We start from the raw sequence: 12625 nt of genomic DNA on the forward strand, positions 1-12625 counted from the left end.
AGGCAGTGTTAATGCAGCTATCGCTGTGTCTTTTACATTTCCGAAATTAGTGTACAATAATAATAAAATCAAAACTAACGAAATGGGAACGACCATTGCTAATTGCTTTGCTGCGCGCTCTTTACTTTCGAATTCACCAGCCCATTCCATGTAATTTTCTTTCGGTAATTTAACTTCTTTGGCCACTACTTTCTTCGCTTCATCGATTGTACTTCCTAAATCACGACCTTCTATACTGAATCCTACACCGATATATCGACTATTTCCTTCTCGATAAATAAAAGCAGGTCCTGTTTGATAACCAATTGTAGCTATTTCCTGCAAAGGAACATTGTTCCCGTTACTTGTCGGAATCAAGATATTTCCAATTTTCTCAGGAGTATCTCTATAAGCTTCCTGAAAACGAAGAATAACATCAAACTGTCGATCATTTTCATAAAACTTAGTAGCTGCTTGTCCACCAATTGTCATTTCAATTACTGCCTGAACATCCGCTGTACTAATACCATATTTCGCCATTTTTGAATCACTCAACTCTATTCTAAGTTCAGGTAATCCAATATTTTTGTAAACATTGATATCCGTTATTCCATTTACTTTTTCGATAGATGACGCTACCTTATTTGCATATTTTTCTAAATCGTACAAATCATCACCAAAAATCTTAATAACTAATGAGCTTTTTACACCAGCGACATATTCTTCGACATTATCTTGAATTGGTTGCGAAAATCCAAATACAATTCCTGGATAATGATTCAGTTTATCTCGCATCTCTTGAATAATCTCTTCTTTTGAAACCTTGCGCTTCCAATCTTTTTTATCTTTTAATTGAATATTAAATTCAATATTAAAGAATCCTGTTGGATCTGTTCCATCATTTGGACGACCTGTTTGTGTTAAAATAAAATCAATTTCATCACAATCTTTCTGCATCAACTCTTTCATCTCTTTTGTTAATCGAGTTGATTCTTGTAAATTGACACTATTTGGTAAAGTTGCACGAATGTAAATTGCTCCTTCATTCAATTTTGGAAGAAATTCTGATCCATAATGCGAGAACTTAAACAAACAAAGAGCTAAAATTCCTAAAAAGATTCCTATTGTTGCTTTTTTATAACGAAATGCGGTTTCATATAATCCGAAAATAGTTTTCTGAAAAAATCGAGTAATAAAGTTCTCTTTCTCCTCCATATTTTTCTTAAAAAGCAACTTACACATTGCAGGAACATAAGTTAGACTTAATATTAAAGATCCTAATAATGCGTATCCTAATGTAAATGCTAAAGGAGAGAACATTTTACCTTCCACTTTTTGGAATGAAAATATCGGTAATAAAGCAACAATAAGAATAAGTAAAGCAAAGAAAATATAAGAAGCTACACTTCCTGCGCTTTTCTTTATAACGCCCATTTTACTCATTTTCGCGAAACGTTCTGCTCCTACTTTATGTTGCATGGTTGCTAAAGCAACAAAAACTGTTTCCACAATTACCAAAGTTCCTTCTAATAATAATCCAAAATCCAATGAACCCATTGAAATTAAATTCGCTGGTAATCCTTGTATTTTCAACATAATAATTGCGAATAAAAAGGAAAGCGGAATAACCGAAGCTACAATAAATGTTGATTTCCAATTATATAAAAAAACAAAAACAATTAATGAAACTAATAAAATACCTTCAATAATATTTTTAGAAACCGTATGTACTGTATTATCCACCAATTTGGTACGATCTACAACTGTTTCAATTTTCACATTATCTGGTAAAGTTCTTGTGTTTAATTCTTCAATCTTCGCTTTCAGATTTCCAATGACTTCGGATGGATTTTCACCACGTAACATCACTACAATTCCTTCAACCATGTCATCATTTTCATTATAACCAACTTGCCCTAATCTAGGTTTATTTGAAACAACAACATCTGCTACATTTTTGATCAAAATTGGTGTAGAACCATTTAGTTTCACCGTGATATTCCCAATATCTTCTATCTTATCCAACAAACCTACCCCACGAACCACATAAGCTTGATCTCCTTGTTGAATAACATCTCCACCAACATTTATATTTGATTTAGAGACCGCTTCATAAACATCTAAAGGCGATAAATCATAATTCTTTAATTCGGTTGGATTAATTTTAATTTCATACGTTTTTTCTTCACCACCAAAACTTACGACATCTGCAACTCCTGATACAGAAAGCAATTCACGCTCAATTACCCAATCTTGTATCGCTGTAACTTCCTTGATAGGTAAATCACTTTTGATCACATAACGAAAAATCTCTCCCGTAGCACCAGAAGGTGGTTCAATATCTGCATCGGCTCCTTCTGGTAAATCGACTCCACTTAATTTATTAGACACATATTGTTGTGCATAAAAATCATCTACACCATCCTCAAACTGAACCGTTACAACAGATAACCCGAAAAGAGAAATAGAACGAATATTTGATTTATGCGGAATACTATTCATTACTTTTGAAACTGGTAAAGTCACCAATTTTTCCATTTCCTCAGCACTTCTTCCTGGCCATTGTGTTATGATACGAGCTCTAGTATTCGTTACATCTGGAAATGCTTCTATTGGTGTATGTTTTAAAGAAAATATACCTGCAAAGAGTAATGCAAATACAGCAAATAAAACAAAGGTTGTATTTCGTAACGAAAAAGTTACGACTGATTGTACTAACTTTTTCATTTATTATTTATTTAATTCCTCAAATATCATTAGGGCGTTTCGAGAAATAACTTTCTCATTTGGGGCAAACTTTTCGCTAACAAATGTGTATTGCTCATTCTGACCAATCGTCGTAATTTTTCGGATTTCCATTGTACAATCATTTTTATATACCACCACATATTCCTTGTTGTTCTCAAAAACTTTGGCTTTGTTTGGTATTGCAAATGCATTTCCAACAATATTTTGTTTATCGATAATAATATCTGCACTCAAACCTGGCATCAAGTTCAAATCTTGATTTTCCAACACAACACGCGCTTTCAACACGTGTTCATTTTCATCAAACACATTGTATATTTTATCAATTTTTCCAACATAAATTCGATCAGGATACGCCATAGATTTCACTTTTACAGCATCACCTTTTTTTACATATTGCAGATTATTTGCGTAAATATTTACCATTACCCAAACCTGTTTTAGATTTGAAATAGAGAAAAGATTTTCATCTGAATCAGAAGTAATAGATTGACCAACGCTCATGTTTTTCTGAACGATATAACCATTTTTAGGTGATAAAATCTGGAATTGACCATTGCCAACTGCACGATACATCTTCAAAGTAGCATTGATTTTATCAATCTCAATTTGCGCTGATTGTAATTCGTGTTCTGCTTCAGTAACTTCGGGTTGAGAAGCCATTCCATCATTCAATAATTCTTTTTTCGACTTGATTTGTTTTCGAATCAAATCCATTTGATTTTGATGATAACGCTTTTGTTGCACCAAATCCAGTACTTCGTTCGATTTTACAACTGCCAAAACTTGACCTTGACGCACATAATCGCCTAATTCAAAGTTCACTTTATCTACCACTCCTTGTAGCAAACTTTTAAAGCCAACTAAATCATTTTCGTTATATTCAATTTTTCCTGACAAGGTTAATTGTTCGTGAATTGGTTGCTGCAAAACTGGTACAATTTCGGTTGACTTTTTCAATTGCTCGTTCAAACAAAATTTGTTTTCTTTTACCACTTCTTTCTCGGTTTCTTGCTTGTTACAACTACTTAAAACCAAAGTAAAAGCAGCTAAAAAATAAAAAGTTTTTTTCATCATTTTATAAATCTTGTCCAACGATATAATTTAGTTCTTCGAATGTGTTTTGATAATTTTCCAATAAATCCAAATAAGCTTTTTGAGATTCGCGATAAGCCTGCGTAAAATCAATAAATTCTAATAAAGTGATTTGTTTATTTTGGAGATGTTTTTTATAATTGTCAATCATAGTTAATTGCTCTTGATTGTTCAATTTTTTCCATTGAATAAGTGCTTTATCCAATTGACTAATTTGATTTTGAAGTCGATCAATCGAAATATCTAATTCAGAATTCAAGGCATTTTTGGTGATTTGTTGTTGATTCAGTACAATTTCAGAAGCTTTGATGTTTCCTTTATTCGTATTAAAAATCGGTAAATCAATGCTTACTCCAACACCAACAAAATCGCGCATAATATTTCCACCTCGATCATAATTTACTTGAAAAGCCAAATCTGGTGTACGTTGTGCTTTTTCTAAAATCAATTGTTTTTCAGCTAAATTGATTTCATTCTCTTGTTTTTTTAACGCTATATTTTGCTCTTTCGCTAATTGTTTAGCATTAAATGGAATTGATTTGGAGTGAGAATTGAATCTTGAAAAATCGATTTCATTTACATTTAAATCTGAGTTTTGCGTTAACAATCGAAGTTTATTGATGTATTCAATTTCTTGATTTTCTAGCTCAATTTGATCTTTTTGTAAACCAATTAATTCGGTTTGAAGTCTGTAAAAATCTGCTTTTGGAACATTTTTTAAATCTGCTTGTCGCTGATATTGCGTCATCATTTGTTCAAACAAATCAACGCTATTTTGCAATTCTTTCTTTTCAGATTGAATACGCGCCAACGAAAAATATGTTTGTCTTAATTCCTTTTTCAGCTCACGCAACAATTCCTCATACTCAAAAAGTGCCGAATTCTTCTCTAATTCTTTAATCGCAACACGCTTTTTTCGTTTACCAGCGGTTTCAATTAATTGCTCTAATTCGACAGAAATTTGTTGATTTTTCCCGTATTTACCGAATAAATAAGGCTGTTCTTCTACATTATAAGTTTTCCAAAGATTAACCTCAGAAATACTCAACGTTGGATTTTGCCATAATTTCTCCTGAATAATTTCAGCATCAATTCTGTCTACATTGAATTTATTCGCAATAAGCGCATAATTTTTTTGTAAAAACGCGGCTTCTAAATTGTCCAACGTTACATTCTGCGCCTGTGTTTGTATCGCAAGAACAATTGGAATTACTGTATAATAGATCTTCTTCACTTCTACTCTTTTTGAAAATTCAAAAGTAAAAGTGTAAGATTAAGGTGAGTTTTAAGTTAGATTAAAAGTAGATTAGAAAATGAGTTTAACAATCGTTCCTTTAGGTTTATTCGGAACAATTTCTATATCAATTTGATGAAGTGTAAGAATAATATTCGCCATCGAAAGCCCAATACCTTTTCCTTGAAAATCTTGCGTGTTTTTTCCTCGAAAAAAGTTTTGTTTAATTTGTTTGATATCAGTTTCTAAAATACCAATTCCTAAATCGGAAATATGAATTTGCAAACGATGATTAATTTCTAAAAACTGTACTAAAATCGGTTGATTGTTCGAATATTTTATTGCATTACTTACTAAATTATTCAACGCAACTTCTAGTAATTTTTCGTTTCCTTGAATGGTTAACAATTGATTATTTTCGACTTGTAAATCCACATTTATACGTGTTTGATGATACAAAATAGCATTTTCAATCACTTGCCAAACTACTTCATCAATTCGAATTTGATTAAATTCAAAACTCGTTTTTGCACCCGAAAGCAACATCATTTGGTCTAACGTTTCTTGCAAATCATTGGTATATTGTTTCAGTTGTACAATCACGTTTTCGTATTCTTCGAGCGTTCTTTTTTTATGATTCGTTACTTCTAAAGTTCCTAATAATGCAGTAATTGGCGTTCGTAATTCGTGCGAAACATAATCGATAAAATTCTTTTGTACATTAAAAGTTTGCGCCATTCGATCAATAAAATGATTGTAGGTTTTGATTAAATCCTCAATCTCTGCATACGACTTATTGAGCTTTAAAGGTTCAGTAAAATTCTTCGCATCACGCTCTTTTATTTGTTCAATAATTTTTGTAATCGGCTCATAAGCAATCACTCCTAAAAAATTAGAAAATAGATAAATAAAGATCAACCCAACCAATGAAACCGAAATCAAAATTTGAAGTAACGATTCCATTTGTTCATTAAATTCTTGTTTAGATTCACGCGTGATTACCACAAAATCACCTTCGTTATCATGATAAAAAATTCCGTTATAAAAGAAATCTTTACTTGTAAAAAAATCGGATTTATTGGCACGAATACTTTCTATAAAATTGGTTGAAATATCATTGTTTGAAGACATATTTCCATTGTACTTTTTGTTGTTATGATCAACAATTAAAATATTTTTTCGAGAAATCGTCTTCTCTAATTGACTTTTGATATTATTATGTTCTAAAACAGGTAATTCGTCCTTTTCTAAATAATAAATAGAAGCCAAAAGTGTCTTATTCTGCAATGACTTGATCTCTTTTTTCTCCATTTCGGTATAAAAAGAAAAGTAAATAATTGTAGAAACAATCAGAATAATGATACTGAAAATAACGACTGAATAAAGCGCTAATCGGTGTTTTAATTTCATAATTTAGGCTTTAAACATATAACCAACGCCTTTTACCGTGTGAATATATTTCGTCCCGTTTTTCTCGATTTTGTTGCGCAAATACGAAATGTAAACATCCACTACATTTGTGTGATTATCGAATGTTATTCCCCAAACGGCGTTTAAAATTTGGATACGAGTAACGGTTTTATCTATATTTTCGATTAAATAATTCAACAACTTAAATTCACGAGGAGAAAGTTCTGTTTCTTCTTTATTGACAAAAACTTTATATTGATCCAAATCGATTTCTAAGTCATCAAAAATCAATTTATTTTCAGGAACTTCTTGCGAACGAAACTGATTTCGACGCGTTAAAGCCTTGATGCGCGATAATAATTCGTCGAAATGAAACGGTTTTGTAATGTAATCATCTGCGCCATAATCCAAAGCCGAAACTTTATTTTGAACCGTATTCAACGCACTTAACATCAAAATTGGAGTGAATATTTTTTTGTAACGAAGTGTTTGCACAAGCTGAATCCCATCCATTTTTGGTAACATAATATCGCAAATAATCAAATCAAACTGAATCGTAAGAAATTCATCTAAAACCGTTTCGGCATCTTTACAAAGCGTAACCAAATGTCCATTTTCTTCTAATCCTTTGATTAAAAAATCGCTAATTCGCTTATCATCTTCGATTACTAAAATTTGCATACACTTTCCATTTTTTCAAAATTAATGAAATTGATTAAGACAAAATGAATTTAAAATATTTTCTAATTGTTTTTTAATTTAAAAAGCTCAACCAATGGTTGAGCTTTGTTTTTATTGTTTAAATCGTTCAAATTGATGCCAATATTTATCTATTGTGAATTGAGATTGAAATCTCGAAGCGACTACAAATTTTAATTATAAATACGTCAAAATATTTCCTCTGGTTTTCAACCAACCTGTGATACTATATCTTGGTCGATGGACGGTTTTTACTTCGTGAGGAATAGTTTTGCTATCAAAAACAGCCAGACGACCAGCAAGAGGTAAAATATCTAATTCTTTTTCTACCTTATTTTCATCTGACAAATACAAAGTCAATTGTCCGCCAAATTCATCTTTCCATTCTTCATCATTCAAATACAACACAATAGAAAGTGTGCGTCTATCATCATTCTTGAAAGCATCAACGTGTTTTTGATAAAATGTCCCTTCGGGATAAATGGCGTAATGAAATTCACTTTCCTCAATGCCCATATAGCATGTTAAATTTAGATATTCTATAAAATCATTGATTTTTGAGAAAAAAATTTCTTCTGTTTCTGTTTTATTTTCTTCATCAATCCATCTGATTTTATCGCCTCTGATTGATTTTACAATTTGTTCGTTAACCGAACTTCCAACGGCTGCTTGATGAAAATCTTTTTTATTTTCTTTTCGAATTATTGCTTCGCGAAGTTGCTTTGTTTCCTCTGTTGAGAAAAAAAAGTCTGAAATAGAGTATTTTTGATTTGATAAGTCATCAATAATCTTTTCATAAATTGGGTTTAATGTAATATTACTCATTCATTATTATGAAAACTTCAGTAAAAGTATATTTTATTACGAAAAACATAATCATATTTTTGAGTTTTTTTTCAAAAAAAAGAACAGAAAAAATCTGTCCTCAAAAAATAGTTTTAATTATCAATTACTTAAACCAGTCAACTTTATTCAACTGATAAATAAAATTTAACTTTGGCTCTTCTCCAAAATATTCAATTTGTTCTTCTTTCACTTTTTTACAACCCAATCGCTCCACTGCTATTTGCGAACGTATATTATCAGCGCCAACATGCAAATAAATTTTGTCAACAAACTGAAAAATATAATCAAACATCAATTTCTTAACGGACGGATTAAAACTTTTTCCCCAACAATTCGTCGAATAAAACGTATAACCAACCAAAATAGACGAATCTTGCTCATCATAATCGTAAAAACGAGAACTACCAACAACTTTATTTGTCTGTTTATCAATAATCTTGAAAGCTCCTTTACTTTGAATTGCACCTTCGAAAAAATTCATAAAAACATCTCTTTTCCAACGATTTTTGTTAGGATGTTGTTCCCAAACTTTCGGATCGGAAGCAGCTAAATATAAGGCTTCAAAATCATTATCGTTGAGTGGTTGGAGCACTACCAAATCATTTTCTAAATTGGGCTGAATATTTATCATTTGTTTCATTTAATACAATACTAATTTACATTTTTCTTATACCATATTCATTAAAAATGATAATTAATTCATTGAAATTTCCAAGTAAATTTTCTTAAAATGAAATCAAATAGCTAACTTTAGTCTAACTAAAAACCAATAAAATTATGACTCAAAAAACAATTGGACTTTTTATAGGAAGTCTACGAAAGGAGGCAAATTCTAGAAAGATTGCTAAGAACTTAATTAAAATGACACCCGAAGGATATTCCTTTAAAGTTATTGAGATTGGACAATTAGAACTCTATAACCAAGATTTTGATGATCATAATCAAGTTCCTGATTCTTACACAGCTTTTCGTAAAGAGGTTTCTGAATTGGATGGCCTAATTTTTATCACACCAGAATATAATCGATCTATGCCAGCGGTTCTAAAAAATGCTTTAGATGTTGCTTCTCGTCCTTTCGGAAAAAATGTTTGGAACAACAAACCTGGTGCTGTTATTAGTAGTTCTACTGGTGCTATAGGTGGTTTTGGAGCGAATCATCATTTGAGACAATCCTTAACCTTTTTGAATATTCCAACCATGCAACAACCCGAAATCTATTTAGGACAATTGAAACCAGATGTGTTTGATGAAAATGGATATTTTAATAACGAAAAAACAACAAGTTTCATTCAGAATTTTGTAGATGCTTATGTAAAATGGTTTGAACAACTAACAAAATAAATCTTGAATTTTATTGATTATTATTATACGACTAACTAACTTCACAGAAAAAATATGTTTTTAAATTTTGAAGATAAAGCCAGTCTTATTTCTAAACTAAAAAGTTTAAAAGTAGATCAACAGCCAGAATGGGGAATTATGACACCTCAACATATGGTTGAACATTTGATTGTAACCACTAAAATTTCAAATGGAGGTTTAACAGTACCTTGTCGAATTCCTGTAGAGCAAATTCCTCAATACAAATCATTTTTACTAGAATCTGATCATGAAATGCAAAAAGGGATAAAAGCAAACGGAATGGATGGTTTGCTGGATTTACGTTACCCTTCTTTAGAAGCTTCAATAGAAAAATTAGAACAAGAAATTGATAAATTCCATTCTTATTTTACAGAAAATCCTGATGCTAAAATTGTCAATCCAGTTTTAAATGATATTGGATACGAAGATTGGAAAACATTTCATAAAAAACACTTTACACATCATTTCAAACAGTTTGGGTTGATCTAAAAAATACAATAAACAAAAAAGCTTTCTCAGTTCTGAGAAAGCTTTTTTGTTATTCATATAATTTCGTTGCAAAATCCTTCATCGGATTTCTAACTTTTTTCATTGGTGCTAACCAATCTTCACTGTCTCGGTATCCCAAAGGAAGCATCAAAACACTTCGCATTCCTTTTTCTTTCAAATCAAGCAAATCATCCAATTCAGCATTATCAAAACCTTCCATTGGCGTGCTATCAATTTTCAATTCTGCAGCTTGAGCAAGAGCAAAACCTAATCCAATGTATGCTTGACGAGCAGTATGCGCAAAATTTTCTTCAGAAGTTTGAGGCAAATAAATTCCTTTCAATTTATCCGTATATGAACCAAAACGACCTCTTGGCAAATCTCTCTCATCCGTTGTATAATCATAGATTGCATCAATACGATCTTCTGTATAACGATCCCAAGCCACGAAAACCAATAAATGCGAACAATCTACAATCGCTTGCTGATCATAGGCAATTGAAACAATTTTCTGCTGTAATTCTTTGTTCTTTATAACCAAAATTCTGAACTGTTGCAAACCTGATGAAGTTGGCGCTAAACGAGCGGCTTCAACAATTTTTTTAACGTCTTCTTCTTCAACAATCAAAGACGGATCATATTTTTTTGTGGCGTAACGCCATTTCAAATCATCTATTAAAGACATAATTACTTATTTAAAATCTTTCTAAAAATACATCAAAAAAGTAATCGATCGACCAAAAAATATGCTAAAATTTATGTTATTTATCTTGTTTCCATTCCAAAAAATAACTTCCAGTTGCATTCGTAGAACTCCAACGAACTTGATAATCACCTTTTGCTAAATCAACTGTAAAATTTTCTTCTTTCGAATTTGTAAGTTGACGATTAAACACAACCTCATTATTTTGATCTACAATTTCAAAATTCATTTCGCCTTCTAATTTGATATTCGAATGAAAATTAGCAGTTAAGCTTTTCGAAATATTTAACTTGATATAACTCGTTCCAGAAGCATCTTCAAACTTCGCTTTTGTCCAATTATCGCCATTCGAATTAGACCATTTCGAATCTCCAACTCCTTTGTCAAAAAAAGTTCCTTGTGATTTGATATTTGGATTATCCACTTTTCTATAAAAATTATTCGAGTCAACATCTGCATTAACTTTTACTGTAATACATGATTGTAACGAAATCATTGCGATAATAAATGCTATTTTTTTCATATTAGTTTCTCTTTTACTAAATAGATGCAGCATTTTGAAAAAAGTTACAGCAAACAAATATTTTTAAATCATTTTTGATATGCGTAACTTTCGCAAAATATTCTGATGAACGATACTACAGCTCAATTTTTGCAAGAAAACTTTACTCAAAAAGCAATTGAAAGTTTAACTCAACTTTCGGGAGGAGGTTCGGCTCGAGTTTATTCGAGATTTTTTGATCAAAATCAATCGTATATTTTAGCGGAAAGCTCTAATATCGAAGAAAATAAAGTGTTTATTCAGTTTTCATTAGATTTAAAAAAAGTTATCAATAATATTCCAGAAATTATTTCAGTTTCAGATAATTTTACAACCTATGTTCAAACAGATTTAGGCGACGAAACTTTGATGAATATTGTATTGAATGATTTCGAGAAAGCAAAACCTTATTATTTTAAGACTTTAGAAAAATTAGCAATTGCTCAAATTCAAGGTGGAACTAAAATCAATTTTAATCATACTTTTTCATATCCTAAATTAGATAAAACATTAATTTTGAGAGATTTATTTCAGTTTAATTTTTATTTTTTAGATGTCTTAGGAATTGATTACAATGCAGGAAAATTAATCAAAGATTTTGATCGTTTTGCGTCTCAATTTGATAAACTTTCGCCACAAGGTTTTGTGTTCAGAGATTTCCAAACGCGCAACATTATGATTCATCAAAATGAACCTTATTTTATCGATTATCAAGGTGGTTTGTATGGACCTGTTGTCTATGATTTGGTTTCGTTAATTTGGCAAGCAAAAGCCAATTTACCATTTGAATTTAAAAAAGAATTGTACGAATTTTATTACCAAGAATTAAACAAACAAATTCCGACTATAGTTCCGATAGATTTTCGTCAATCGTACGAATATTGTGTAGTTGCTCGACTTTTACAAGTTTTAGGAACCTATGGGTTGAGAGGAATTATTGAACGAAAAAAACACTTTTTAGAAAGTATTTCGTTTGGACTTAAAAACTTAGAATCAATAATCGATTATCCTATATTACAAAATTATCCAGAATTAAAACATATTATAAAAATCCTTGTTCTTCCAGAAACGTTAGAACGCATAAATCATAAAATAAATGGCTAAATTAAATATCAACGTTCGTAGTTTTTCATACAAAAAAGGAATTCCAACCGATCCTACTGGAAATGGTGGAGGTTTTGTTTTTGATTGTCGCGGAATCTTAAATCCAGGGCGTATCAAGGAATATAAAACGCAAACAGGGCGCGACGAAGACGTTAAAAAATACTTGGAAACAGAAACTAATATTGCAGTTTTTTTAGAAGGTGTTTTTCAAATTATTGACATTTCAATTGAAGATTATTTGCAACGTGATTTTGAGAATTTAGAAATCAATTTTGGTTGTACAGGCGGGCAACATCGTTCGGTTTATTCTGCTGATGCGACTGCAAAACATATTCAAGAGAAATTTCCAGAAGCGCAAGTTACGTTACATCATGTTGTGCAAGAAGAAAAAAATTGGATAAACGAGGCGTATTAA

Annotated in this window: 13 protein-coding genes; 4 read left to right on the forward strand and 9 right to left on the reverse strand. The window is 31.0% G+C overall.

From position 1 onward, the window contains the following. The 7 genes from B2217_RS08365 to B2217_RS08395 all read right to left on the reverse strand — a co-directional run. The coding region (locus B2217_RS08365; RefSeq protein ID WP_291122307.1) for an efflux RND transporter permease subunit at nt 1-2706 on the reverse strand (2706 nt) is incomplete at its 3' end. 3 nt (nt 2707-2709) lie between these two features. Further along, nucleotides 2710-3801, reverse strand: a complete 1092-nt coding sequence (locus B2217_RS08370; RefSeq protein ID WP_280045736.1) for an efflux RND transporter periplasmic adaptor subunit — start codon at nt 3799-3801, stop codon at nt 2710-2712. A 4-nt stretch (nt 3802-3805) separates the two neighbouring features. Beyond that, nucleotides 3806-5056 (reverse strand): TolC family protein, encoded by a 1251-nt coding sequence (locus B2217_RS08375; RefSeq protein ID WP_280045735.1) that lies wholly within the window; start codon nt 5054-5056, stop codon nt 3806-3808. A 72-nt stretch (nt 5057-5128) separates the two neighbouring features. Continuing rightward, entirely contained in the window at nt 5129-6466 is a 1338-nt protein-coding gene (locus tag B2217_RS08380; RefSeq protein WP_291122309.1) for a sensor histidine kinase, read from the reverse strand. Nucleotides 6467-6469: 3 nt separating this feature from the next. Next, nucleotides 6470-7147, reverse strand: coding sequence for a response regulator transcription factor (locus B2217_RS08385; protein ID WP_180906310.1), 678 nt, complete (start codon nt 7145-7147; stop codon nt 6470-6472). A 195-nt stretch (nt 7148-7342) separates the two neighbouring features. Next, entirely contained in the window at nt 7343-7990 is a 648-nt protein-coding gene (locus tag B2217_RS08390) for a 2OG-Fe(II) oxygenase (RefSeq protein ID WP_180906309.1), read from the reverse strand. Between the two features lie 124 nt (nt 7991-8114). Further along, nucleotides 8115-8651: a GNAT family N-acetyltransferase gene (locus tag B2217_RS08395; protein WP_317169017.1), complete on the reverse strand. Its 537-nt coding sequence runs from the start codon at nt 8649-8651 to the stop codon at nt 8115-8117. 137 nt (nt 8652-8788) lie between these two features. Here B2217_RS08395 and B2217_RS08400 point away from each other — a divergent pair, with 137 nt between their 5' ends. Both B2217_RS08400 and B2217_RS08405 read left to right on the forward strand, forming a co-directional pair. Next, nucleotides 8789-9352, forward strand: a complete 564-nt coding sequence (locus tag B2217_RS08400; RefSeq protein ID WP_180906308.1) for an NADPH-dependent FMN reductase — start codon at nt 8789-8791, stop codon at nt 9350-9352. Between the two features lie 54 nt (nt 9353-9406). Further along, a complete protein-coding gene (locus tag B2217_RS08405; RefSeq protein ID WP_180906307.1) occupies nt 9407-9862 on the forward strand; it encodes a hypothetical protein in 456 nt (151 codons plus the stop codon). Between the two features lie 49 nt (nt 9863-9911). On the opposite strand, the gene B2217_RS08410 is transcribed toward B2217_RS08405, so the two are convergent. After that, nucleotides 9912-10547, reverse strand: a complete 636-nt coding sequence (locus B2217_RS08410; protein WP_180906306.1) for an NAD(P)H-dependent oxidoreductase — start codon at nt 10545-10547, stop codon at nt 9912-9914. Between the two features lie 76 nt (nt 10548-10623). Beyond that, a complete protein-coding gene (locus tag B2217_RS08415; protein WP_180906305.1) occupies nt 10624-11088 on the reverse strand; it encodes a hypothetical protein in 465 nt (154 codons plus the stop codon). A gap of 105 nt (nt 11089-11193) precedes the next feature. On the opposite strand from B2217_RS08415, the gene B2217_RS08420 reads away from it, so the two are divergent. Next, nucleotides 11194-12210 (forward strand): aminoglycoside phosphotransferase family protein, encoded by a 1017-nt coding sequence (locus B2217_RS08420; protein ID WP_280045734.1) that lies wholly within the window; start codon nt 11194-11196, stop codon nt 12208-12210. Then, complete coding sequence (locus B2217_RS08425; RefSeq protein WP_180906303.1) at nt 12203-12625, forward strand: RapZ C-terminal domain-containing protein; 423 nt, start codon at nt 12203-12205, stop codon at nt 12623-12625. Before B2217_RS08420 ends, B2217_RS08425 begins: the two co-directional genes overlap by 8 nt.

The organism is Empedobacter sp. UBA7620, from assembly GCF_002484185.1.
Taxonomy (GTDB): Bacteria; Bacteroidota; Bacteroidia; order Flavobacteriales; family Weeksellaceae; genus Empedobacter; species Empedobacter falsenii_C.

Excerpts from the sequence above, each read along its gene's own strand:
- B2217_RS08370 (WP_280045736.1), bottom strand. The coding sequence starts at position 3,801 with ATGAAAAAAACTTTTTATTTTTTAGCTGCTTTTACTTTGGTTTTAAGT.
- B2217_RS08380 (WP_291122309.1), bottom strand. The coding sequence starts at position 6,466 with ATGAAATTAAAACACCGATTAGCGCTTTATTCAGTCGTTATTTTCAGT.
- B2217_RS08385 (WP_180906310.1), bottom strand. The coding sequence starts at position 7,147 with ATGCAAATTTTAGTAATCGAAGATGATAAGCGAATTAGCGATTTTTTA.
- B2217_RS08390 (WP_180906309.1), bottom strand. The coding sequence starts at position 7,990 with ATGAGTAATATTACATTAAACCCAATTTATGAAAAGATTATTGATGAC.
- B2217_RS08395 (WP_317169017.1), bottom strand. The coding sequence starts at position 8,651 with ATGAAACAAATGATAAATATTCAGCCCAATTTAGAAAATGATTTGGTA.
- B2217_RS08400 (WP_180906308.1), top strand. The coding sequence starts at position 8,789 with ATGACTCAAAAAACAATTGGACTTTTTATAGGAAGTCTACGAAAGGAG.
- B2217_RS08405 (WP_180906307.1), top strand. The coding sequence starts at position 9,407 with ATGTTTTTAAATTTTGAAGATAAAGCCAGTCTTATTTCTAAACTAAAA.
- B2217_RS08410 (WP_180906306.1), bottom strand. The coding sequence starts at position 10,547 with ATGTCTTTAATAGATGATTTGAAATGGCGTTACGCCACAAAAAAATAT.
- B2217_RS08415 (WP_180906305.1), bottom strand. The coding sequence starts at position 11,088 with ATGAAAAAAATAGCATTTATTATCGCAATGATTTCGTTACAATCATGT.
- B2217_RS08420 (WP_280045734.1), top strand. The coding sequence starts at position 11,194 with ATGAACGATACTACAGCTCAATTTTTGCAAGAAAACTTTACTCAAAAA.
- B2217_RS08425 (WP_180906303.1), top strand. The coding sequence starts at position 12,203 with ATGGCTAAATTAAATATCAACGTTCGTAGTTTTTCATACAAAAAAGGA.